We start from the raw sequence: 22128 nt of genomic DNA, 5'->3' as shown, positions 1-22128 counted from the left end.
ACACGCCGAGGTGCCTGCATCGCGGGCAAGCCCGGCTCCCACAGGTCATCGTGTGGCGTCAGCCGGGGAGCACGCGGTTTTTGCCCTGGCGCTTGGCCTCGTACATGGCCGCGTCAGCGCGGGCAAACAGGCTGTCCACATTGGCGTCCTCGGCGGTCAGGCTGGCCAGGCCCTGGCTGACGGTGACCGCGAAGCTCTCACCGTCGTGGCTGAAACTCAGCTGCGCAATCTCGTGCCCCAGGCGTTCGGCCACCTGCATTGCCATCTCCGGGGCACAACCGGGCAGTATGGCGGCGAATTCTTCGCCGCCAATGCGCCCGAACAGGTCGCCACGGCGCAGAACTCCCCGACCGCTCTCGGCGATACGCTGCAACACCTGATCGCCTTCCAGGTGGCCGTAGGTGTCGTTCACCACCTTGAAGTCATCGATGTCCAGCAACAGGAACGCCAGGGGCGTGCCTTGCAGGCAGGCGCGTTCAAACTCGTGGTGGGCGCACTCGAAGAAATGCCGGCGGTTGCTGCTGCGGGTCAGCACATCGGTGGTGGCCAGGCGGTGCAGCTCGAGTTCCAGCTGCTTCTTTTCGGTGATGTCTTCGGCTATGCCTACCACGATCACCGGCTGGCCGGGCTCGGCCTGCTGGTTGATGTAACACTTGTCGCTGAGCCAGCGGATCTGCCCGTCGGCGGTGATGATGCGGTACTCGCGGTCTTCCACGGCGCCGCTGTGCAGCACCTGGGCCAGGCTGTGCTCGGCGTAGTCGAGGTCTTCGGGGTGGATGCTGTTGCGCCATTCCCGATAGTCGGTCAACAACATGCCCGCCGTACGTCCGAAAACCCGCTCATAGGCCGGGCTGACGTACAGCACGCGGCGAGTGTCCCACTCGATTGCCCAGAGCACGGCATTCACACTGACCAACAGCGAACTCAGCAGTTGCTCGCGTTCACTCAGCCGTTCCACTTCGCCCTGGGCATGCATCAGGGCCAGCAACGTAGCGGCGGCTGCCGGTCGTGGGTGTTCGAGGACGGGGGTGTCGGTGAAGGTCTTTTCGTGGACCATCGGCACAACTCTCTCTGGGCAGGCCGCGGGGTTGGGCAGCGGTCACAACAAGGGCCGCCGGGATGGCGAAGTGTTGATTGAGAGGGGGAATTTGCTGCGAAGTTCCGTTATCAGCGCCGATTAGAGGCGACCAAGAAATGGCGCCAGAAACATGTAGGAGCGAGTTTGTTGGGGGGAGGGGCTTGCTGTGGGGAAGGAGCTGCTATGGGGAAGGAGCTGCTATGGGGAGGGAGCTTGTTGTGGCGAGGGAGCTTGCTCCCGCTGGGCTGCGTAGCGGCCCCAAAATCTTGGGAGCGCTGCGCACTCCAGCGGGAGCAAGCTCCCTCGCCACAGGAGCTCCCTTGCTACAGCGAGCTTCCTTGCCGCAGCGAGCCCACTCCCCACAGCAAGCTCCCTTGCCACAAAAAATCGGCTCGCTACAGCCGTATCAGGCCGCGGCAGGCCGCAGCGAATAGGTCTTCAGCTGATGGGCAAAGTCCCGCAGGGATTGAATCCCGCTGGCCTCGGCCTCGTGCACCCATTCCTTGATCGCCGCCAGCATGTCGTGGCCGTTGGTGCTGGTTTTCAGCCAGATCTGTTGCAGCGCCAGGCGCTTCTCGTAGATCACTTTCAAGGCCTGGCTGTGTTCCAGCATGCTCTGGATGCGCACATGGTGGCGGTCATCCAGCAGGCTGGTCTCCCGCGACAGCAGGCGCTTGGCGCGATGGAATTGGTGGCGCACCGAGTGATCGACCTTTTCCAGTTCCTGCTTGACCAGCGGGCCAATCACCAACTTGCGGTACTGGGCCATGATCTGGAAGCGGTTGTTGAGGATCGCCATCGCGGTGTCCATGTCCAGGCTGCCCTTGCCTTCGACCCGGTGGGCGATCGGCGCGACCCGTTGCACCTTGGCCAGGCGCAGGAAGCTGAACACTTTGATCCAGGCCCAGCCCAGGTCGAACTCCCACTTCTTCACCGACAGCTTGGCGGAGTTGGGGTAGGTATGGTGGTTGTTATGCAGCTCTTCGCCACCCACGATGATGCCCCAGGGAATCAGGTTGGTGGCCGCATCGCGGCATTCGAAGTTGCGGTAGCCGATGGCATGACCCAGGCCGTTGATTACGCCGGCAGCCCAGAACGGGATCCACATCATCTGGATGGCCCAGATGGTGATGCCGATGGTGCCGAACAGCAGCAGGTCGATCACGCCCATGATCGCCACGCCCAGCAGCGGGTACGGGGTGTAGAGCTTGCGCTCGATCCAGTCTTCCGGGCAGTTCTTGCCGTAGATGCGCAGGGTCTCGGGGTTCTCGGCTTCGGCGCGATACAGCTCGGCGCCTTTGCGCAGCACGGTGGACAGGCCCTTGATCACCGGGCTGTGGGGATCGTCGACGGTTTCGCACTTGGCGTGGTGTTTGCGGTGGATAGCGGTCCACTCGCGGGTGTTCTGCGCCGTGGTGAGCCACAGCCAGAAGCGGAAGAAGTGTTTCAGGCCAGCATTGAGCTCCAGGGAGCGGTGGGCTGAATAGCGGTGCAGATAGACCGTGACCCCGACAATGGTCACGTGGGTCATCAACAGAGTGACTGCCACCAGTTGCCAGGCCGACAAGTCAAGAAAACCGTTGTACCACATAGGCTGTATGGCCCTCAGATAAAGAAAAAACCAGCTTGCGCATTATCACTAAGCCTACAGATAAAACCAGCCGCCCTTTCAGATAGGAGTGACTGGATGTTTCTTATTCTATAATCCGTAACCTTTGTAGGGCGAATCTGGTTTTTTAGTAAGGATTACTGAACATATGCTGTTTTCATACCGAGGTGCCCTGCGTGCCGGGCTGATGTACCTGCTGGTTTCGATTGTGTGGATTCAGCTCAGCCATCAGGTATTGATCAACTTTATCGATGAACCCGTGGAGCTGGGCCGCTGGCTTCAGATACGCGGTTACCTGTGGGTCAGCCTCAGTGCCCTGGCGATCTACCTGCTCTGCGCACACTTTGCCCGGGCCAACCTGATCCAGCAGCCACTGAAGGAAAACCGCGAGCGCCTGCGCCAGGCCGCCGCCGTGTTCGATTGCACCCGCGAAGGGGTGCTGGTCACCGATGCTCTGGGGCTGATTGTTCACGTCAACCGGGCCTTTATCGAAATCACCGGCTACCAGTGCGAAGACGTGCTGGGGCACCAGCCGAGCCTGTTCAAGTCCGGGCGCCACTCGGCCAGTTTCTACCAGGCGATGTTCGAGACGCTGGAACGTGACGGTGAATGGAGCGGTGAAATCTGGAACCGCCGTAAAAGCGGCGAAATCTACCCACAGTGGCAGACCATCCGGGTGATCCGTGATGAGCAGGGCCATATCAGCCACTACGTCGCGGTGTTCTCCGATATCAGCGCCATCAAGCACTCCGAGAGCGAGTTGGCGCACCTGGCCCATCACGACCCGCTGACCGACCTGCCCAACCGCCTGCTGTTCACCGATCGTGCCGAACAGGCCCTGGCCTCCGCGCAGATCCATAAACGTGGCTGCGCCTTGCTGCTGCTCGACCTCGACCATTTCAAGATCATCAACGACAGCCTCGGCCATAACGTCGGCGACCAGTTGCTCAAGGCCGTCGGCGAGCGCCTGCAAGGCCTGTTCGGCCCCGGCGTGACCCTGGCGCGCCTGGGCGGCGACGAGTTCGCGGTGCTGGCGGAAAGTTGTCCACAGGTGGGCCAGGCCGCCGCCCTGGCGCAACGTATTCTCGACGCGATGAAAGAACCGGTCATCTTCGACGGCCATCAACTGTTTATCAGCGTGAGCATCGGGATCAGCCTGTTCCCCAGCGACGCGCTGAGCGCCGAGCAACTGCTGCGCAACGCCGACTCCGCGTTGTTCAAGGCCAAGAGCGCCGGCCGCGAAGGCTACGCCTTGTACACCGAAGAGCTTACCGCCCACGCCCAGCACCGCGTGGAAATGGCCGGTGAACTGCGCCGCGCCCTGGATCAGCAGGAGCTGCGGGTTTACTACCAGCCAGTGCACGACCTGCAAGACAGCCGAATGATCGGCGTCGAAGCCCTGGTGCGCTGGCAGCACCCGGAGCGCGGGCTGGTGCCGCCGGGGGAATTCATCCCGATTGCCGAGCGCACCGGGCTGATTGCCGACATCGACGCCTGGGTCATGGACCAGGCCTGCCGCCAGATGTGCCAATGGCTGGCAGACGGCGCACCGCTGACGTTTCTCGCGGTGAATGTGTCCAGCCGCCTGTTTGCCCGGCGTGAGCTGTATGAGCAAGTGGCCAAGGTGCTGCACGACACGGGGCTGGATCCGGCGCTTTTAGAGCTGGAAGTCACCGAAAGCGCGGTGATGGAAGACCCGGAAGTCGCCCTTGAGCAAATGCATCGCCTGCGTGAGCTCGGCTTGCGCCTGGCCATCGACGACTTTGGCACCGGTTATTCATCGCTGCTGCGGCTCAAGCGCTTGCCGGTGCAGAAGCTCAAGATCGACCAGGGTTTTGTCGCCGGGTTGCCGTGGGATGAGGACGATGCGGCGATCGTGCGGGTAGTGATCGCGTTGGCGCAGAGCATGGGCATGCAGGTGCATGCCGAAGGTATCGAGCAGGTTGAGCAGGCGCGGTTTCTATTGGAACAGCGCTGTGACCTGGGCCAGGGGTACTGGTTTGGTCGGCCGATGCCGGCCAGTGAGCTGGATTGGGCGAGGGCGCCGACAATTCGTTAACCACCGCCTGTCCTGATTTCAAACAGGGCCAAAATGTGGGAGCGGGCTTGCTCGCGAAGGCGGTGTGGCAGTCAGCAAATCTGTCACTGACCCACCGCCTTCGCGAGCAAGCCCGCTCCCACATTTGGATCTCCACACGGCTTTATTTCATGGGTCGTCCCGCCAAACCCCTCGCAACCCCACGTCCCATCAGAAAATTCTTTCTGGTTATATAAACATTCTTAAATAGTATTTTTAAGAATATCCGCGCTTATCTACTATCGCCCTCACGCCGCAAGCAGTGCCGCCACTGCGAGGCACTTCTCATTTCAGGAGCACGACCATGAGCGCATCTCTACGTAGCGTTGACGGCCAGGACGAAGCAGCCATTTTGCGCGAGATCCAGAGCGCCCTGCGCGATCTGCGGTTTGGCGCGGTGGAAATCACTGTGCACAACGCCCAGGTAGTACAAATCGAACGCAAAGAGAAATTCCGTTTGCAGAACCCGGGCAACAAACCGAGCTGAGCAACACCGGCGATTCGATTGCAAGACCCGCAACTATAAGAAAAAAGCCAACACCCAAGAATTTCAGGAGCCTTCTATGTCGTCGATTCGCCGTTATGCCCTGGCAGCACTGGCCAGTGCCGTGTTTGCCGGTTCCGCTGTTGCCAAGGATTACGAACTGCTCAACGTGTCTTACGACCCCACCCGCGAGCTCTACCAGGACTACAACGCTGAATTCACCAGCTTCTGGAAGCAGTCGCACCCGGGTGACAACGTCAAGATCCAGCAATCCCACGGTGGTTCGGGCAAGCAGGGCCGCGCGGTAATCGACGGCCTGCGCGCCGACGTCGTGACCCTGGCCCTGGCCGGCGACATCGACGAAATCGCAAAACTGGGCAAGACCCTGCCGGAAAACTGGCAAACCCGCCTGCCGGACGCCAGCACCCCGTACACCTCGACCATCGTGTTCCTGGTGCGCAAGGGCAACCCTAAAGGCATCAAGGATTGGGGCGACCTGATCAAGAAAGACGTGTCGGTGATCACCCCGAACCCGAAAACCTCCGGCGGCGCCCGCTGGAACTTCCTAGCCGCCTGGGCCTACGGCCTGAAAGCCGGTGGCAGCGAAGCCAAGGCCCAGGAATACGTGAAAGAGCTGTTCAAGCACGTGCCGATCCTCGACACCGGCGCGCGCGGTTCGACCATCACTTTCGTCAACAACGGTCAGGGTGACGTGTTGCTGGCCTGGGAAAACGAAGCCTTCCTGGCCCTGAAGGAAGACGGCGGCGCCGACAAGTTCGACATCGTTGTACCTTCGCTGTCGATCCTCGCCGAGCCGCCAGTGGCCGTGGTCGACAAGAACGCCGAGAAAAAGGGCAATACCGAGATCGCCACCGAGTACCTCAAGCACCTGTACAGCCCGGCTGGCCAGGAGATTGCGGCGAAGAACTTCTACCGCCCACGCGATGAGAAAGTCGCCGCCAAATACGCCCAGCAGTTCCCGAAACTGGACCTGGTGACTATCGACAAAGACTTCGGCGGCTGGAAAACTGCCCAACCGAAATTCTTCAATGACGGTGGCGTGTTCGACCAGATCTACTCGGCGCAGTAAGCAAAATCAAACTGTAGGAGCCAGCTTTCTGTGGGAGCCGGGCTTGCCCGCGATAGCATCACCTCGGTGTAACTGATACACCGAGGTGCCGGCATCGCAGGCAAGCCAGCTCCCACAGAAGCTCGCTCCTACAGTGGTATCTACCCGCTAACCAAGGACTCTTATGTCGCGTCGTATCTCCCCCGTCATACCCGGCTTCGGGCTGACGCTGGGCTACACCGTGGTGTACCTCAGCCTGATCGTACTCATCCCCCTTGCGGCGATGTTTGTACATGCCGCTCAACTCACCTGGGATCAGTTCTGGAACATCATCTCCGCACCGCGTGTGCTGGCGGCGTTGAAACTGAGCTTCGGCACTGCGTTGTATGCCGCGATCATCAACGGCGTGATCGGTACCCTGCTGGCATGGGTACTGGTGCGCTACACCTTCCCCGGGCGCAAGATCATCGATGCGATGATCGACTTGCCGTTCGCCCTGCCCACCGCCGTCGCCGGTATTGCACTCACCGCGCTGTACACGCCCACTGGCCTGGTAGGCCAGTTCGCCGCCGACCTGGGCTTCAAGATCGCCTACACCCCCCTGGGCATCACCCTCGCGCTGACCTTCGTCACGCTGCCATTCGTGGTGCGTACCGTGCAGCCGGTGTTGGCCGATATCCCCCGGGAAATCGAAGAAGCCGCCGCCTGTCTCGGCGCCAAGCCCCTGCAAGTGTTCCGCTACATCCTGGTACCGGCGCTGCTGCCTGCCTGGTTGACCGGCTTCGCCTTGGCGTTTGCACGAGGTGTCGGTGAGTACGGTTCGGTGATCTTCATCGCTGGCAACATGCCGATGAAAACCGAGATCCTGCCGTTGCTGATCATGGTCAAGCTCGACCAATACGACTACCACGGCGCCACGTCCATCGGTGTGCTGATGCTGGTGGTTTCCTTTGTCCTGCTGCTGCTGATCAACTTGCTGCAGCGGCGCATCGAACACCCATAAGGAGGCGCGGAACATGTCCCAATCGTCTATTTCCGCCGCGTCCTCGGCCAACGCTGCCCGTCGTGGCAGTGCGGTGTCCCGACGCATCCTGATCAGCCTTGGCTGGCTGGTGTTCTTCCTGTTTTTGTTGCTGCCGCTGTTTATCGTGGTGTCCCAGGGCCTGAAGAATGGCCTGGGTGCGTTCTTCACCGCGATCCTTGAGCCGGACGCGCTGTCGGCGCTGAAACTCACGGTGATCGCCGTGGTGATTTCGGTACCGCTCAACGTCGTGTTCGGCGTCAGCGCCGCCTGGTGCGTGAGCAAGTACTCGTTCCGTGGCAAAAGTATCCTGGTGACCCTGATCGACCTGCCGTTCTCGGTATCGCCGGTGATCGCCGGCCTGGTCTACGTGTTGATGTTCGGCGCCCAGGGCTTCTTTGGCCCGTGGCTGCAAGACCATGACATCCAGATCGTGTTCGCCTTGCCGGGCATCGTGCTGGCGACCATCTTCGTCACCGTGCCGTTCGTGGCGCGTGAGCTGATCCCGCTGATGCAGGAGCAGGGCACCCAGGAAGAAGAGGCCGCGCGCCTGCTGGGCGCCAATGGTTGGCAGATGTTCTGGCATGTCACCGTGCCGAACATCAAGTGGGGCCTGATCTACGGCGTGGTGCTGTGTACCGCGCGGGCCATGGGTGAGTTCGGTGCGGTGTCGGTGGTGTCCGGCCACATTCGCGGCGTGACCAACACCTTGCCGCTGCACGTCGAGATCCTCTACAACGAATACAACCACGTCGCCGCGTTTGCCGTCGCGAGCCTGTTGCTGATCCTGGCGCTCTTCATCCTGCTGCTCAAGCAGTGGAGCGAGAACCGTATCAACCGCCTGCGCAAAAGTGCTGGTGAGGAATAAGTCATGTCGATCGAAGTCCGTAATGTCAGCAAGAATTTCAACGCCTTCAAGGCCCTGAACAGCATCAATCTGGACATCCAGAGTGGCGAGCTGGTGGCGTTGCTGGGCCCGTCCGGCTGCGGCAAGACCACCCTGCTGCGGATCATCGCCGGTCTCGAAACCCCGGATGCCGGCAACATCGTGTTCCATGGTGAAGACGTCTCCGGCCACGACGTGCGTGATCGCAACGTCGGCTTTGTGTTCCAGCACTACGCGCTGTTCCGCCACATGACCGTGTTCGACAACGTCGCGTTCGGCCTGCGGATGAAACCGAAAAACCAGCGCCCCACCGAAAGCCAGATCGCGGTAAAAGTCCACGAGCTGCTGAACATGGTGCAGCTCGACTGGTTGTCGGATCGCTACCCGGAACAACTCTCCGGCGGCCAGCGCCAGCGTATCGCCCTGGCGCGCGCCCTGGCGGTAGAGCCGAAAGTGCTGCTGCTGGATGAACCTTTCGGCGCCCTCGATGCCAAGGTCCGTAAAGAACTGCGCCGCTGGCTGGCGCGCCTGCACGAAGACATCAACCTGACCTCGGTGTTCGTGACCCACGACCAGGAAGAAGCCATGGAAGTGGCGGACCGCATCGTGGTGATGAACAAGGGCGTGATCGAGCAGATTGGCTCACCGGGCGAAGTCTACGAAAACCCGGCCAGTGATTTTGTTTATCACTTCCTCGGGGACTCCAACCGCCTGCATTTGGGTGAAGACAAGCACGTGCTGTTCCGCCCGCATGAAGTGTCGCTGTCGCGCCATGAACTGGAAGACCACCACGCGGCTGAAGTGCGTGATATTCGCCCGCTTGGCGCGACCACCCGGGTGACCCTGAAGGTCGAAGGCCAGAGCGAGTTGATCGAGGCTGAAGTGGTGAAAGACCACGACAGCCTGACTGGTTTGGCGCGGGGCGAGACGTTGTTCTTCAAGCCCAAGGTCTGGCAAAAAGCCTAAAAGCGCCGCAAAACCCATGTGGGAGCGGGCTTGCTCGCGAATGCGGTGGTTCAGTCGGTACATCCGGTGACTGACACTCCGCTTTCGCGAGCAAGCCCGCTCCCACATTTGGATCTCCAGTGTTGCTCAGGCCGTGGCGTTCTTGTGCCGCACGGCCACGGGCCCCGAGCGCTCTTCAATCTGCCGCTTCAGGTCATGCCGCAGCCCCACCAGGAACGCCAACTCCGCCACCACGAACAACGGCCCCACGATCAACCCGGACACGTCATCGACAAACGCCGGCTTGCGCCCCTCGTAGTAATGCCCCACAAACTGGATCACCCAGCCCACCACGAACATGCCGATGCCGCTGCTCAGCCACACCAGCGTGCTTTGTGCCGCCAGCACATGCCCGGCCCACACCGACAGGCCCATCAGCACCGTCATCAACACGCCGAGCGCCAGTTCCAGGCGCAGGTAGAACCATGCCGAAAGCAGCGCCACTACCACCGCGGGCGACAGCCACAGCCCGGCCACCGTCCATTCGGGGCGTGACAGCAGCACGGCCACGGCCACGACGATCAGCGGGATGCCGATAAAGTGGCTGGCGATATTGCGCGGGTCGCGGTGGTAGGCGGCGTATTGACTGAGATGGTCGACGAGGCTTTTCATTGTTGTTCCTCCTGTAGGATGTTTGATCATGCCCTGTAGGCCCACGACACACTGTCAACTGGCCGACAATCTTCGGAGTTCGCATGGATGTAGAGAAATGGCACCCACGGCTGGCCACCGGTCACTGGTACAGCCATCTGCCTGCTGATCTACAGAATAGCTTGCTGGCCAGCGCCCGGTTGCGGCAGCTGACGGCGGGGCAATACCTGTTCAAGCGCGGCGATCCGCCGTGTGGGTTGTACGCGGTGCTGGAAGGCTCCTTGCGCATCAGCGCGGTGAACGAGCAGGGCAAGGAGGCAGTGTTGAGCCTGGCGGAGTTGCCGTACTGGTTCGGCGAGATCTCCCTGTTCGATGGGTTGCCCCGCACCCACGACGCCTGCGCGGTCGGGCCTTGTACGTTGTTGCAGGTGCCACAACCGGCGTTGCTGCAGATCCTCGAAGAGACTCCGCGTTACTGGCGCGACATGGCCCTGTTGATGAGCCAGAAACTGCGCCTGACCTTTATCAATATCGAGCAATTGAGCCTGATGCCGGCGTCGGTGCGGGTGGCGCACCGCCTGCTGATGATCGCCGAGGGCTATGGCGACATCGAGCAGGCCCGGCAGGTGCTGCAACTGCCCCAGGAAGACCTGGCCGCGATGCTGAGCCTGTCGCGCCAGACCACCAATGCGTTGCTCAAGGACCTGCAAGGCCAGGGCATCGTGCGCCTGGGCTATGGCGAGATCGAAATCCTCGACCCGCAACGTTTGCGCGAGGCGGCGCATGCCTGAGGGTGGTAGCCTGCGTTCACGATTATTCGAGGTGTGTTATGCGCGTCCTGCTAGTGGAACACGAGTCAGAGGCGGCCGAGGCGATGGGCCGCAGTCTTGAAGAGGCCAGCTACACGGTGGAGGTGGCGGCCAATGGCATGGCGGCCCTGCGCTTTGTGGAAAGCACCGAATACGACCTGGTGATCCTGGATGTGATGCTGCCGGGGCTGAATGCCTGGAAGCTGCAGCAGGCGATCCGGTTGAAGGGTGAGACGCCGATGTTGTTTTTGACCACGCCGGACGGGATTGAAGATCGGCTGCGTGGGCTGGAATTGCATGAGGATGATTATTTGCTCAAGCCGTTTGAGGCCCGGGCGTTGGTGGCGCGGGTGAAGAAGGTGTTGCGGCGGGATCGGGGGCGCTGACTGCCACTGGCTTTTGGGGTGTTTGATTGACCGCTTTCGCGAGCAAGCCCGCTCCCACATTTGACCGAGTACATCCTTTGGAATGTGGTCAAATGTGGGAGCGGGCTTGCTCGCGAAGAGGCCCTCGCAGCCGCCGCAACTCCAGCTACCTCAACCCATCCCGAAACTGCCCCGGCGTGATCCCGGTCCAGCGCTTGAACGCCCGGTTGAAGCTGCTGGTATCGGCAAACCCCAGCAAATGACTGATCTCCGCCAGCGAACACTCGGGATCCCGCAGATGCAGCAGCGCGAGGTTCTCCCGGCATTCGTTCAGCAGCGCATCAAACCGGCAGCCCTCATCCGCCAGATGCCGCTGCAAGCTGCGCAAACTCAGATGCAACGCCTGGGCGATGCGCTCGGCGCTCGGCTCACCGTCAGGCAACTGCGCTTCGATGGCCGAACGCACCTTGCGTTCCCAGGTCAGCGGCCGCAGTTGCGCCAGGGTGCGCTTGAGCACGGTTTCATTGTGCTCGGCCAACTCGGGGTTGGCATCGTCCAGGTGGCTGTCAAAGTCCCGTGCCGCAAATTCCAGACGGTCTTCCTCGGCGGCAAAAAACACCGGTGCGCGAAATACCGTGTGCCACGGCTTGGGATCAGCCGGCTCGGGCCGCCGCAGGTACACCGCCAGCGGCGCGTACTCCCGGCCCAGGCGATTGCGGCAGGTGCGCACGTAAATCGCGGCGAACGCATCAATCGCCTCAAACGCGGGTGCGGGTGTACCGGCGGGCTGTTGCAGGCGAAAGCGGTAACGTTCGCCCTCCCGGCTAAGCTCCAGGCTCAGTGCGTCGCTGACCACCTGGTGATAGCGCACGATCCGCTCGAACACTTCCCGCAGGCTGCCGCTGGCCACCAGCGCATAACCCAGCGCGTGAAAGGTGGTGGGGCTGACAAACCGCGACACCCGCAAGCCAATCGCCGGGTCGCCGCTGGCCTGTACCGCCAGTTCCCACAGGCGCGTGGTGGCCGATAGCGGGTAGCGCGCGTTCGGATCTTCCATCAACTGCGGGTCGAGCCCGGCCTGGGCGCACAGCGCGGCGCTGTCGAGGCCCAGGGCGTCGAGCTGCTTGCGCAGGGCGCGGGTCCAGCTGGCGAGAGAGGTGGGTTCGGTCATGTTGATTGGCGCTTGCGGTCAACAGGTTGGCGTGTGGGGCTAGCGTCCCGCCAGATCGCATAGGGCAGGATGTACGCATCAATAAGACAGAGGATGGAAGCATGGACGGTACTTCTGCAAGCCCCCGGCAGATGAACGCACAACAGCGTTCAGCGCATATTCGTGAAGTGGTGCTGGCCGAGGGGCTGTTATTGCGCCAGCGCCACCCCTGGCTGCTGCATCAGGATGCGTTGGGCGCGGGCATCCTGGCCTTTGCCCTGGTGGGCATGCTGGGTTCGGCGGCGCTGTATATCACCGGGCACATGGCGTGGTGGGTGTGCCTGCTGCTCAACGCATTCCTCGCGTCATTGACCCACGAACTGGAACACGACCTGATCCACAGCATGTACTTTCGCAAGCAGCGCCTGCCCCACAACCTGATGATGGGCCTGGTGTGGCTGGCGCGGCCCAGCACCATCAACCCTTGGGTACGGCGCCATATCCACCTCAATCACCACAAGGTTTCCGGCAGCGAAACCGACATCGAAGAGCGCGCGATCACCAACGGTGAACCGTGGGGCCTGGCACGTTTGCTGATGGTCGGCGACAACATCATGTCGGCACTGATCCGGGTGCTGCGCGCACCGTCCTGGAAGCACAAGCTGGGCATTCTCAAGCGCACGGCGCTGGTCTACGCACCGCTGGCGCTGCTGCATTGGGGCGCGTGGTATGTGTTCCTCGGCTTCCATGCCGCGAATGGCATCGCCAGCCTGCTGGGCGCGCCAATCGACTGGTCAGCCAACACCCTGGCAGTGATGCACATCATCGACATCGCCGCCGTGGTGATCATCGGGCCCAACGTGCTGCGCACCTTCTGCCTGCATTTTGTCAGCTCCAACATGCACTACTACGGTGACATCGAGCCGGGCAACGTGATCCAGCAAACCCAGGTGCTCAACCCGTGGTGGCTGTGGCCGTTGCAAGCGTTCTGCTTCAACTTCGGCAGCACCCACGGGATTCATCACTTTGTGGTCAAGGAGCCGTTCTACATCCGCCAGATGACGGTGAAAACGGCGCACAAGGTGATGGCGGAGATGGGTGTGCGCTTCAACGATTTCGGCACGTTTGCCCGGGCCAATCGGTTTGCGCGCCAGGAGGGACGGCTGAGCGAACTCAACCCGGTGGAAAGGACAGCGATCTGAGCAAGCGTCCCGGTCACCCTGGGGTGACCGGGTGCGATTTACTGAATGGCCTGGTAGAAGTTCACCTGTGCTTCATCCAGGTACGCGAGGATTTTCGCCGGCAGGCGCTCGGTGGGTTTCGCCGGGCCGAAGGCTTTGTAGAGCGTTTCGAAATGCGCGTGCAGGTCCGCGACGCTTTCCCACTGTTCGTTGAGAAAGAACCGGTTGGGGTTCTCTTCATCCTTATGCCATTGATAGACCACGGCCTTGTCGTGCTGGTGGGTGAGCTTTTGTGAAACGGCCGCTACATCACGATAGAACTCGGCCTGTTTGCCTTCTTTGATGGTGCCGCTGAAAACCAGGTAGAGCATGTTGGAATCCTCGGTTTGGGGAGATTGCAGAACATCTGCATCGCCAAACTAGCCTCAGTGAGCAGGCGCTTGTAGCCAGCCTGCCGCGAATTCAGAATTCGTAAAAGGCCTCGGAATCGAACGGCCGTCTTTGCCCGGTCAGGCCCATGCGTTGCAACACCAGCACTACCACCGCAGCGGTAACCCGATGGAACGACAAGTCTGTCACCCCTAGTCGAACGACGCGTGGACCGCTCGCGAGATTTGTTCTGCCTGCAGCTTGGTGAGTCACCGTCATGATTTTTTCCCTATGCTAAAAATCGCCCTGGAACTCGGCGATCATGAACTCGACGAAAGCCCGAGCCTTGGATGAGATCAACCGCGCGCTGGGGTAGATCGCCCAGATATCCCGGGTTTGCTCCAGGACACAGGACGGCATGATTTCCACCAATGCGCCGCTTTCCAGTGAGGGCCTGACGTTCCACTGTGAAACAGAGACGATGCCGAGCCCACCCTCCGCGGCAAGCCGTGCGCTTTCGCCGCAATTGACTCTGAGCGAACCACTGATTGCCGTGACTTTGTGTGACTGGGCACCCACGAAACGCCAATGGTCCTCGTCGCCCAGCAGGATGCAGGAATGATTGACCAGCTCCGCAGGTGAAGTCGGTTCGCCATGCGCCTGGAGGTAGGCGGGTGCCGCACACAGGATGCGTCTGTCGCAGCCGAGCTTGCGCGCCACCAGGGATGAGTCCTTCAGGGCGGCGATGCGGATTGCCACATCAATCCCGATCTCGGTCAGGTCCTGCATTTGATCGGACAGTATCAGGTCGATCTTCAGCTTCGGGTTGGCGTGCAGGAACCGGGTAATGGCCGGCATCAGGCACATCCGCGCGAAGGACCCGGGGGCGGATACTCTTAACACCCGCTTGGCCACGTCCTTGCCTTTCACCGCGACCAGATAGGCCTCGTCCACGGCTGCCAGCACCCGGATTGCATGGGGCAGAAACAGCGCACCGTCTTCGGTCAGGCTGACCTGGCGGGTGGTGCGATGCAGCAGGCGCATGCCCAGGTATTCTTCAAGCTTCGCCAGTTTGTGGCTGGCCACCGAGGGCGCGAGTCCCAGCTCCCTGCCGGCTGCGGTGATATTGCCCAGCTCTGTTGATCGCATGAACAGGTTCAACGCATCAATATTCATGCTTCGGCGCCGCTAGTGTGTGGGCGCCGGCGCGCCATCGATCTTCACGCGCAGCAGGCTGTAGGGTTTCTGGCGCAAGTCTTTGCCTGCGTGAAAGATGCTTTGGCGGTGCAGCTGATTGGCGATGAAGTACAGGTAGCCATCAGGACCGATTGACAGTGTGTCGGGCCAAAGCACACGCGGATCATGGACGATGGTCTGCCATTGCCCGTTCGCCAGCCGTTTGCGCACGCTGTTGTTTTCGTAGTCGCCGGCATACACGGCCCCCGAGGCGTCGGCTTCAAGCCCGTCCGAGGCGCCTTTTTCCCCGAGGTCTTTGACCGCCATTTCGAGCCGTGCTTCGCTGACTGTCTCGTCACGCAGCAGTGCCGTGGGGATGGCGTACAGGTGCCGACTCGACAGCGGGCAGAAATACAAGGTCTGCCCATCAGCCGACAGGGCGATGCCGTCCGAAGCCACGGCAAAAGGCTGGGTGCCGCCTTTGGCATCCCGCACTTTCAGGACCTGGCCTTCGACCGTGGGTACGAAGGTCGGGTCGACCGAGGTCGAGGGTGCACCACTGAGCCGGCGTATGGCCGTGCCACTGGCGATGTCCATGACGATGATCGCGCCCGGGCCGGTAAGTGAAGAGTCGGTGATATAGATCACGCCTTGGTCACCCACGCGAAAATCAAAGCGCATGTCGTTGACGTAGGTGCCGGGCAGCATGACGTTTTTCGGGAATACGAGGGTCTTGACCACCTTGTTGGTGGCGAGCTCAACTGCGACGAGCTTGGCACCACCTGGCTGTGGAGGCGAGAAGCCAGGCGCCGCGGTGTCCAGTATCCAGAGGCGTCCGCGCCCGTCTGCCACCACGCTTTGTACGCTGATAAACCCTTTGGCCGGGTCTTTGGGGTTGGCCTGGTTTATCGCCTGGTCAGGGTAGGGTACGACTTTGCCGTCGCGCAATTCTGCGACGGTAAACGGCACCTCGTCGCCCCAGCGAGGAAAGTTGACAAAGATGCGTCCGGTCTCGGTAACGCTCACGCCGGTGGGCATGGCATCCTGGAAGGCGTGCACCTGCTCGATGGCGCCAACGCTCTGATCGGCGGGCAGGTTCGCCGGCATGGAAGCCTGGGCGGCGGTGCCGGTGAGGGCCGCTGCCAAGGCAAGGGCAGTCCAACTGATTGGGTATTTCAAGTACATGGCAGGGCTCCAGGTTTTTCTGTTCTGGAGCCAATGGTGTCGGTTCCCGGCAGGCGAAAAAACCCGCTGATTGCCGATAACAGTTTCATTGAAATCAAGAGAATGGGCTGTCGCGCGCAAGCCTGGTTTTTTAATTGCGGGCGAGCAAGCTTGCTTCAGCAGAGGGGGTATCCACGGTGATCAGGGTTTCGATCATCGCCTTCGCCGCCGGCGACAAGCGAAACCCGGTACGGCTGATGATCCCGCAGCGGTTGTTCAAACTGTCGAGGCTGTGAGGCACGTTGCGCCAGTGCAACACCGTCAGTGCGCCACGGGCAAAGTCTTCGGCAAACGCATCCTCGGCACCCAGGCCAATCGCATTGGACTGGTGCACGATGGCCGCCAGCGCCGCAAACTGCTCCAGTTCGATAGCGGGAGAAAAGTCGACACGCCCGCTCAGGTTGGCCAGTAGCTTGCGTACCCCGGGAGCGATCAGCGGTGTGGCCAGCGGGTAGTCAAACAGGTCGTTGGTCGAGAGGCTGTCCTTGGCCAGTAACGGGTGCCCGGCGCGGCAGAAAAATACATTGCGCCGGGGTGTCAGGGCCTGGGTCTGGAAATTCGGATCGGCCTCGAAGTGGCGCACATCGGCGATGAAGAATTCGATCTCTTCGCGACTCAAACTGCGTCCGAGTTTTTCCCAGTTATCCACATGCAAACTGCTGCGTACTCGTGGATGAGCGCCGACAAACCGTGCGATCGCTCCAGGCACCAGGTTCACCGCCGCCACGGCATCGCAGCCAAAGCGCAATTCGCCGGCGTCGAGCTTGGTCATGCGGGTGACTTCGTGGCTCAGCCGCGCCGCCCCCTGAACGAGCGACAAGGCATGTTGCAACACCACCTGGCCCTCGGGAGTGGGGCGCAGGTCTTTGTGGGCGCGGTCCACCAGCACACAGCCAAACTCCTGTTCCAGGCTTTGGATGCTGCGGCTGAACGCCGGCTGGGTAATGCCCATGGCGTCGGCGGCGCGCACAAAACTGCGGTACTCGTTCAGAGCAATGAAGTAGCGCAGTTGGCGAAGGTCCATGGAGTTTTCCGGCGTCCTGAAGGAAACCGCGATTCTAATCGCCTCGCTTATTCCGCAAAAGAATGTTCATTGTTTTATCTAGATTCAAATTGCATATCCATAGAGCCTGTGCGGTAGGTGGCCGGGCTGAACACCCGGGTGAGTATCAGCATCGCCACCACCGTCAGCGTCAGCACCATCCACGCGCTTACGAAACTGCCAGTCAATTCCCGCAGCCAGCCGGTCAGCCACGGTGATACGGCGTTGATCAAAAAGCCCACGCCCTGGACGAACGCCGCCAGTTGGCCGGCCTCCCGAGGGTCGCGGCGGTGATCCAGGGTCAACAACAGGCTCAGGGCGAAACACGCTCCCAGGCCGAAACCGATCAACGCCACCCACACGTGGGGGAACTCCAGCGGCGCCGTCAGCAGGCCGATATAGCCCACGGTCTGGGCCAGCAGGCTGATGCTCAGTAACGGTCGACGATCAATGCCACGTTGCGCCAGTGCCGGCATCAGCAGCGCGGCGATTACCTGGAAGATCGTCATGAACGCCAGCAGCGAACCACTGGGCAGTACGCCCCAACCCAACTGCTGATAGTAGGCCGGCAGCCACGCGACCATGCTCATGTAGCCGCAATTCACCAGGCCGAAATACAGCGCCAGCAACCACGCCCGACGGTTGCGCAGGCCCTGGAACGGCGCCGTCACCTGCGGGTTTTTCGCCGCACCCAATGGCAGCCACGCCCACAACAATAGTGCGCCCAGGGCCGGTAGCAGCCAGATCCCGAGCCCCGCCTGCCACTGCTGGAAATGCCCCGCCACCAACGGGCTGAGCAGGGCGGCCAAGCCACCGCCGCCCATCAGCGAAGCCGAGTAAACCCCCATCGCCAACGGCACGCGCTGGTGAAACTGGCGCTTGATCATCGCCGGCACCAGCGCCTGGATCAGCGCCACACCCGCACCGCCGAACAATGCCGTGGCCAGCAGCGCCGGCGCCTGGCCAAACAGCCAGCGCGCGAGGCACGCCAGCAGAATCATCATCAAGCCCAGGGCGATTCCGCGACGCTCCCCCAGCCTTGCCTCCAGGCGCACACCTACCAACGCCACCAGGCCCATGCAAATCACCGGCAGGCTGGTGAGCAGGGCGCTGCTCTGGAAACTCAGGCCGGTGGCCAGACGGATTTCCCCCAGCAACGGGCTGATGGAACTGAGGATCGGTCGCAGGTTCAGGCCCAGTACTACCAACAAACCCCAACCGGCGAGCTTGCCTGCGAATGAATTATTCAGCGTCATGCAGGGCCTGCCACTCGCGGTAGAGGGCTTGCATCGCTGCCTGCGGCAGGTGCTGTACGGGCAATTTTTGCTCCGCCAGCGGCAGCGCCAGTTGCTGGTAGATCGCTGCTGTGGACAAACCAAAGGGCGCCGCCACGTCGTTGCTGGCAGCGAACACCACGCGGGATATGCCGCACAGGTGCATCGCACTCAGGCACATCGGGCAGGGCTGGCCGCTGGCGTAGATCACACAACCGTCGAGGCGCGGGCCGAATTGTTGGCTGGCGGCACGGATGGCGAGCATCTCGGCGTGGGCGGTGGGGTCCTGGCTCAGGTGGATTTCGTTGACGGCCTCCACCAGCACCTCGCCGTCGCGCACCAGCACGGCACCAAACGGGCGGCCACCAGCGGCTACGTTGGCCTTGGCCAGTTGCACGGCGTGATGCAGATGCTGTTGATCGTCAGTCATGGAAAACCCCTCGTGCGCAATGAGGCGTGAAGTATGGGCAGCCGCAGGGGTATTCTGAAATTAAATATAAACATGCCAATCAGTGGCAAATGGAATGGTGAGCCCATGTTCGATCCTGTGTTGTTGCGCAGCTTTGTTGCCGTCGTCGATTGCGGCAATTTCACCCGCGCGGCCGAGCGGCTGCACTTGACCCAGTCCACGGTCAGCCAACAGATCCGCCGCCTGGAAGATGCACTGGGCAGCCAGGTGCTCGACCGGGATCAGCGCCGCGTGGTGGCCACGGTGGAGGGTGAACGCTTGCTGGCGTATGCGCGGCGCATCCTGGCGCTGCACGAAGAGGCGGCCGACGTGCTGATCAATCAGCAGAGCGATGGCGTGTTGCGCCTGGCGGTGCCCGAGGATTTTGCGGCCGAGCGCCTGATGCCGCTGCTGTCGGCGTTTGTGCAGGCTTATCCGCGGGTGCGCCTGGAGGTCACCAGCGGCTTGGGGCCGGAATTGTTGCGGGATTATCGCGGCGGTGAATTCGACGTGCTGCTGGTCAAGCAAATGGGTGACAGCGATGACTGCCTGGTGTCCTGGCCGGAGCCGTTGTGTTGGGTCGACAGCCGCAGTTCGCCGTCCCTGGGACGTGATCCGCTGCCGTTGGTGGCGTTTCCCGCTGGCGGCCTGTACCGCAATGAAATGCTGCATCACCTGGAGGTGGGCGGCTGGCGCTGGCGCATCGGTTATTCCAGCGCCAGCTTGGCCAGCGTGTGTTCGGCGGTGGCGGCGGGGCTGGGGATCAGCCTGTTGCCGGTGCGGGTGGTGCAGCCCGGGCACGTGGTGTTGGGCGCGGACAGCGGTTTGCCTGCGGTGCAGGGCGTGCGGCTGGCGCTGTATGGCCGTAACGGCCTTGGTGCGGCCGGGCAGGCGTTGCTACGCCAATTGCAGGATTTGTGTGCCGGTAATCCACGCTGAGCCATGCCTTCAGTGAATATTTTGTATGCCTCAAAAGCATTGAGATTTTTCCCCTCGGCGCCAGGCCGCGCAGGACGTGGCTTCGGCGTATCCGGATGTTTCGGTTATTCAATTTAGATCTATCTATAACTTTAAAGATTACTTTAAGAGATAAGCGTCTGCCCCCGATGATTCAGCCCTCGACGGCCGCCAAGGCAGGCCCGTCGGTTTTTTTGCTTAAGACCGCAGGGGAGTTAATCAATGGGCAATGTCCAGACCGCCGCCAGTGCACAAGAGGCGCAGTGGCGCCACGCACCGGGTGGTGAGTTGGTCGACCTTGGCCGGCCGCATCGCGCGCCGTTGGGGCAGTTGCGTACGCAGAAAACCCCGAAGGGTGTGTTGAGTCGGCGTGAAGCGATCCTGTTGGGGATTCTCGCGCTGGCCTTGCATGGCGCGGTGATCTATTGGGTCAGCCAGAAGCCAACCCCGGTGCTGCCGATTGTGCCGCCGGAAATCCCGCCGATGACGATCGAATTTTCCCAGCCGGCTCCGCCGGTTGTGGAGCCGCCGCCTGTACCGCCACCGCCGCCGCCACCGGTTGTCGAGCCACCGCCGCCGGTGGTTGATGAATTGGCCGCCAAGCCGGCGCCGAAAAAGATTCCGAAACCCAAGCCGGTGCCGAAGCCTGTGCCCAAGCCCGCACCGAAACCGGTAGCCGAGCAGCCGCCCGCGCCGCCTGTACCCGCGCCACCGGCTCCAGCACCGCCGGCACCGCCTGCGCCCGCGCCGGTCACACCGGCCTCGGCCAACGCCGCGTACCTGAAGAACCCGGCGCCGGAATACCCGTCACTGGCCCAGCGCCGGGGTTGGGAAGGCACGGTGCTGTTGCGGGTGCATGTATTGGCCACCGGCAAGCCGGGTGAGATCCAGATTCAGAAAAGCAGTGGTCGCCAGCAACTCGACGAAGCCGCACTGGCTGCCGTGAAGCGCTGGAGTTTTGTACCGGCCAAGCAGGGTGATGTGGCCCAGGACGGCTGGGTCAGCGTACCGATCGATTTCAAGATTCATTAATTATTGGATGCGGTGTGTTGGACACATCGCGACCTGCACAGAGGGAAAACATCATGGCATTAGCATCTCCAACTGAATCCATCGAAAGCGCGGTGATCTGGCTGCTGGTGGTCTTTTCGGTCGCTACCTGGGGCCTGGCCCTGCTCAAGGGCGTCCAGTTCGGCCGCCTCAAGTCCCAGGATCGCAAGTTCCACAAACAGTTCTGGGCGGCATCCAGCCTGGACTCGGCCGCTGAACTCGCTGAAACCAAACCCGGCGCCGCCGCTCGTGTGGCCCAGGCTGGTTACGCCGCGATCCAGGTCGGTGAAGCGCCACACGCTGCTGACCTGAGCCAGGCGATCAACCATCAGGACCGTCTTGAACGCGCTTTGCGCCAACAGATCGTGCGTGAGCGTCGCTCCCTGGAGACCGGCCTGGCCGTGGTTGCGAGTATCGGCAGCACCTCGCCGTTTATCGGTCTGTTCGGCACTGTGTGGGGGATCATGGAAGCCCTGAAAGGCATCAGCGCCGCCGGTTCCGCCAGCCTTGAAACCGTGGCCGGGCCGATCGGTGCGGCACTGGTTGCCACGGGTGTGGGTATTGCCGTCGCGGTGCCGGCGGTGCTGGTCTACAACTACTTCCTGCGTCGCCTGAAGCTCACGGCTGCTGACCTGGACGACTTCGCCCACGACTTCTACAGCCTGGCGCAGAAGAACTCCTTCCGCGTGCTGCTGCACCCGACGCTGAGCAAGGCCGGTGCCCAGGGTGGCGCGCAAAAAGTGAAGGAGGCGTCCTGAGATGGCCTTCTCCACGCAAGACAGTGATGAGGTGCTGAGCGAGATCAACGTTACGCCGCTGGTGGACGTGATGCTGGTGCTGCTGGTGGTGTTTATCGTCACGGCGCCGTTGTTGACCAATGCGATTCCGATCAACTTGCCCAAGACCGAGGCCGTGGCCCCGGTGGAGCAGAAGGACCCGCTGGTGGTGAGCATTGATGCGGCCGGCAAACTGTTTATCAACAAGGATGAAATCCAGCCGGATTTGCTGGAATTCAACTTGCAGTCGGCCAAGGCCAAGGACCCGGAGGTGCGGGTGCAACTGCAGGCTGATGATGGAGTGAACTACGGCGAAGTGGCGCGAGCCATGGCGTCTATCGAGCGCGCGGGGATTACCAAGCTGTCGGTGATTACTGCACGTTAGTTTCAAATGCCTCGACAATTTTTTGGCCGTCTCCTTGGCAGGGTGCGGCCTTTTTTTTGGGCTGTGATTTTGGGGGGCTGGGTACATATCCGTTATTTAGGT

23 protein-coding genes are annotated in these 22128 nt (G+C 61.7%); 13 read left to right on the top strand and 10 right to left on the bottom strand.

What is annotated here, in order from left to right; all coding sequences use genetic code 11:
* Positions 1–58: 58 nt before the first annotated feature.
* Positions 59–1057 (bottom strand): sensor domain-containing diguanylate cyclase, encoded by a 999-nt coding sequence (locus HX807_RS25705; RefSeq protein WP_003218149.1) that lies wholly within the window; start codon positions 1055–1057, stop codon positions 59–61.
* Between the two features lie 427 nt (positions 1058–1484).
* Entirely contained in the window at positions 1485–2669 is a 1185-nt protein-coding gene (gene desA / locus HX807_RS25700; RefSeq protein ID WP_087693634.1) for a delta-9 fatty acid desaturase DesA, read from the bottom strand.
* Between the two features lie 166 nt (positions 2670–2835).
* On the opposite strand from desA, the gene dibA reads away from it, so the two are divergent.
* From dibA to HX807_RS25670, 6 genes are all read left to right on the top strand, one after another.
* Positions 2836–4746 carry a phosphodiesterase DibA gene (gene dibA, locus HX807_RS25695; protein ID WP_008433689.1) on the top strand — a complete coding sequence of 637 codons (1911 nt, stop codon included), beginning with the start codon at positions 2836–2838 and terminating at the stop codon, positions 4744–4746.
* Positions 4747–5068: 322 nt separating this feature from the next.
* Entirely contained in the window at positions 5069–5251 is a 183-nt protein-coding gene (gene oscA / locus HX807_RS25690; protein WP_003170956.1) for a sulfur starvation response protein OscA, read from the top strand.
* Positions 5252–5327: 76 nt separating this feature from the next.
* Positions 5328–6338, top strand: coding sequence for a sulfate ABC transporter substrate-binding protein (locus HX807_RS25685; protein ID WP_003218143.1), 1011 nt, complete (start codon positions 5328–5330; stop codon positions 6336–6338).
* Between the two features lie 163 nt (positions 6339–6501).
* Positions 6502–7320, top strand: coding sequence for a sulfate ABC transporter permease subunit CysT (gene cysT, locus HX807_RS25680; protein ID WP_003218141.1), 819 nt, complete (start codon positions 6502–6504; stop codon positions 7318–7320).
* Between the two features lie 13 nt (positions 7321–7333).
* On the top strand, positions 7334–8206 hold the full coding sequence (gene cysW, locus HX807_RS25675) for a sulfate ABC transporter permease subunit CysW (protein ID WP_003218139.1): 873 nt from the start codon (positions 7334–7336) through the stop codon (positions 8204–8206).
* A gap of 3 nt (positions 8207–8209) precedes the next feature.
* Positions 8210–9190: a sulfate/molybdate ABC transporter ATP-binding protein gene (locus tag HX807_RS25670; protein ID WP_003218138.1), complete on the top strand. Its 981-nt coding sequence runs from the start codon at positions 8210–8212 to the stop codon at positions 9188–9190.
* 126 nt (positions 9191–9316) lie between these two features.
* Here the strand turns inward: HX807_RS25670 and HX807_RS25665 are convergent, their stop codons facing one another.
* Positions 9317–9841, bottom strand: coding sequence for a DUF962 domain-containing protein (locus HX807_RS25665; RefSeq protein ID WP_003218136.1), 525 nt, complete (start codon positions 9839–9841; stop codon positions 9317–9319).
* 83 nt (positions 9842–9924) lie between these two features.
* On the opposite strand from HX807_RS25665, the gene HX807_RS25660 reads away from it, so the two are divergent.
* Both HX807_RS25660 and HX807_RS25655 read left to right on the top strand, forming a co-directional pair.
* Complete coding sequence (locus HX807_RS25660) at positions 9925–10611, top strand: Crp/Fnr family transcriptional regulator (protein ID WP_177051496.1); 687 nt, start codon at positions 9925–9927, stop codon at positions 10609–10611.
* 38 nt (positions 10612–10649) lie between these two features.
* Positions 10650–11015 (top strand): response regulator, encoded by a 366-nt coding sequence (locus HX807_RS25655; RefSeq protein WP_003218132.1) that lies wholly within the window; start codon positions 10650–10652, stop codon positions 11013–11015.
* 145 nt (positions 11016–11160) lie between these two features.
* On the opposite strand, the gene HX807_RS25650 is transcribed toward HX807_RS25655, so the two are convergent.
* Positions 11161–12165: an AraC family transcriptional regulator gene (locus tag HX807_RS25650; RefSeq protein ID WP_087693638.1), complete on the bottom strand. Its 1005-nt coding sequence runs from the start codon at positions 12163–12165 to the stop codon at positions 11161–11163.
* 101 nt (positions 12166–12266) lie between these two features.
* On the opposite strand from HX807_RS25650, the gene HX807_RS25645 reads away from it, so the two are divergent.
* Entirely contained in the window at positions 12267–13346 is a 1080-nt protein-coding gene (locus tag HX807_RS25645) for a fatty acid desaturase (protein ID WP_023659329.1), read from the top strand.
* A 38-nt stretch (positions 13347–13384) separates the two neighbouring features.
* On the opposite strand, the gene HX807_RS25640 is transcribed toward HX807_RS25645, so the two are convergent.
* The 6 genes from HX807_RS25640 to HX807_RS25615 form a co-directional block, all read right to left on the bottom strand.
* Positions 13385–13696, bottom strand: a complete 312-nt coding sequence (locus HX807_RS25640) for a putative quinol monooxygenase (protein WP_003218128.1) — start codon at positions 13694–13696, stop codon at positions 13385–13387.
* 292 nt (positions 13697–13988) lie between these two features.
* Positions 13989–14870 (bottom strand): LysR family transcriptional regulator, encoded by an 882-nt coding sequence (locus HX807_RS25635; protein WP_008433706.1) that lies wholly within the window; start codon positions 14868–14870, stop codon positions 13989–13991.
* 12 nt (positions 14871–14882) lie between these two features.
* Complete coding sequence (locus HX807_RS25630) at positions 14883–16055, bottom strand: L-dopachrome tautomerase-related protein (protein ID WP_177051494.1); 1173 nt, start codon at positions 16053–16055, stop codon at positions 14883–14885.
* Between the two features lie 130 nt (positions 16056–16185).
* Positions 16186–17118, bottom strand: a complete 933-nt coding sequence (locus HX807_RS25625; protein ID WP_177051492.1) for a LysR family transcriptional regulator — start codon at positions 17116–17118, stop codon at positions 16186–16188.
* Positions 17119–17192: 74 nt separating this feature from the next.
* The gene (locus HX807_RS25620; protein ID WP_177051490.1) at positions 17193–18392 is read right to left on the bottom strand and encodes a CynX/NimT family MFS transporter; all 1200 of its coding nucleotides are present in this window, start codon (positions 18390–18392) and stop codon (positions 17193–17195) included.
* Positions 18379–18840, bottom strand: coding sequence for a nucleoside deaminase (locus HX807_RS25615; RefSeq protein WP_177051488.1), 462 nt, complete (start codon positions 18838–18840; stop codon positions 18379–18381). Before HX807_RS25615 ends, HX807_RS25620 begins: the two co-directional genes overlap by 14 nt.
* Positions 18841–18945: 105 nt before the next feature.
* On the opposite strand from HX807_RS25615, the gene HX807_RS25610 reads away from it, so the two are divergent.
* The 4 genes from HX807_RS25610 (at position 18946) to HX807_RS25595 (ending at position 22026) form a co-directional block, all read left to right on the top strand.
* Positions 18946–19797: a LysR family transcriptional regulator gene (locus HX807_RS25610; RefSeq protein ID WP_008433713.1), complete on the top strand. Its 852-nt coding sequence runs from the start codon at positions 18946–18948 to the stop codon at positions 19795–19797.
* Between the two features lie 240 nt (positions 19798–20037).
* Positions 20038–20847, top strand: coding sequence for an energy transducer TonB (locus HX807_RS25605; protein WP_177009311.1), 810 nt, complete (start codon positions 20038–20040; stop codon positions 20845–20847).
* 50 nt (positions 20848–20897) lie between these two features.
* Positions 20898–21623: a MotA/TolQ/ExbB proton channel family protein gene (locus HX807_RS25600; RefSeq protein ID WP_085984637.1), complete on the top strand. Its 726-nt coding sequence runs from the start codon at positions 20898–20900 to the stop codon at positions 21621–21623.
* Position 21624: 1 nt separating this feature from the next.
* Positions 21625–22026, top strand: a complete 402-nt coding sequence (locus HX807_RS25595; protein ID WP_017478080.1) for a biopolymer transporter ExbD — start codon at positions 21625–21627, stop codon at positions 22024–22026.
* The last annotated feature ends 102 nt before the right edge of the window (positions 22027–22128 follow it).

This window comes from Pseudomonas sp. D8002, assembly GCF_013385695.1.
Classification (GTDB): Bacteria; Pseudomonadota; Gammaproteobacteria; order Pseudomonadales; family Pseudomonadaceae; genus Aquipseudomonas.
This window is presented reverse-complemented; position numbering and strand designations above follow the sequence as displayed.

Coding starts and splice junctions, on each gene's coding strand:
- HX807_RS25630 (WP_177051494.1), bottom strand. CDS start 16,055: ATGTACTTGAAATACCCAATCAGTTGGACTGCCCTTGCCTTGGCAGCG.
- HX807_RS25705 (WP_003218149.1), bottom strand. CDS start 1,057: ATGGTCCACGAAAAGACCTTCACCGACACCCCCGTCCTCGAACACCCA.
- HX807_RS25615 (WP_177051488.1), bottom strand. CDS start 18,840: ATGACTGACGATCAACAGCATCTGCATCACGCCGTGCAACTGGCCAAG.
- HX807_RS25625 (WP_177051492.1), bottom strand. CDS start 17,118: ATGGACCTTCGCCAACTGCGCTACTTCATTGCTCTGAACGAGTACCGC.
- HX807_RS25685 (WP_003218143.1), top strand. CDS start 5,328: ATGTCGTCGATTCGCCGTTATGCCCTGGCAGCACTGGCCAGTGCCGTG.
- HX807_RS25660 (WP_177051496.1), top strand. CDS start 9,925: ATGGATGTAGAGAAATGGCACCCACGGCTGGCCACCGGTCACTGGTAC.
- desA (WP_087693634.1), bottom strand. CDS start 2,669: ATGTGGTACAACGGTTTTCTTGACTTGTCGGCCTGGCAACTGGTGGCA.
- oscA (WP_003170956.1), top strand. CDS start 5,069: ATGAGCGCATCTCTACGTAGCGTTGACGGCCAGGACGAAGCAGCCATT.
- HX807_RS25645 (WP_023659329.1), top strand. CDS start 12,267: ATGGACGGTACTTCTGCAAGCCCCCGGCAGATGAACGCACAACAGCGT.
- cysT (WP_003218141.1), top strand. CDS start 6,502: ATGTCGCGTCGTATCTCCCCCGTCATACCCGGCTTCGGGCTGACGCTG.
- HX807_RS25650 (WP_087693638.1), bottom strand. CDS start 12,165: ATGACCGAACCCACCTCTCTCGCCAGCTGGACCCGCGCCCTGCGCAAG.
- HX807_RS25605 (WP_177009311.1), top strand. CDS start 20,038: ATGGGCAATGTCCAGACCGCCGCCAGTGCACAAGAGGCGCAGTGGCGC.
- HX807_RS25670 (WP_003218138.1), top strand. CDS start 8,210: ATGTCGATCGAAGTCCGTAATGTCAGCAAGAATTTCAACGCCTTCAAG.
- HX807_RS25640 (WP_003218128.1), bottom strand. CDS start 13,696: ATGCTCTACCTGGTTTTCAGCGGCACCATCAAAGAAGGCAAACAGGCC.
- HX807_RS25665 (WP_003218136.1), bottom strand. CDS start 9,841: ATGAAAAGCCTCGTCGACCATCTCAGTCAATACGCCGCCTACCACCGC.
- HX807_RS25635 (WP_008433706.1), bottom strand. CDS start 14,870: ATGAATATTGATGCGTTGAACCTGTTCATGCGATCAACAGAGCTGGGC.
- HX807_RS25595 (WP_017478080.1), top strand. CDS start 21,625: ATGGCCTTCTCCACGCAAGACAGTGATGAGGTGCTGAGCGAGATCAAC.
- HX807_RS25655 (WP_003218132.1), top strand. CDS start 10,650: ATGCGCGTCCTGCTAGTGGAACACGAGTCAGAGGCGGCCGAGGCGATG.
- dibA (WP_008433689.1), top strand. CDS start 2,836: ATGCTGTTTTCATACCGAGGTGCCCTGCGTGCCGGGCTGATGTACCTG.
- cysW (WP_003218139.1), top strand. CDS start 7,334: ATGTCCCAATCGTCTATTTCCGCCGCGTCCTCGGCCAACGCTGCCCGT.
- HX807_RS25620 (WP_177051490.1), bottom strand. CDS start 18,392: ATGACGCTGAATAATTCATTCGCAGGCAAGCTCGCCGGTTGGGGTTTG.
- HX807_RS25610 (WP_008433713.1), top strand. CDS start 18,946: ATGTTCGATCCTGTGTTGTTGCGCAGCTTTGTTGCCGTCGTCGATTGC.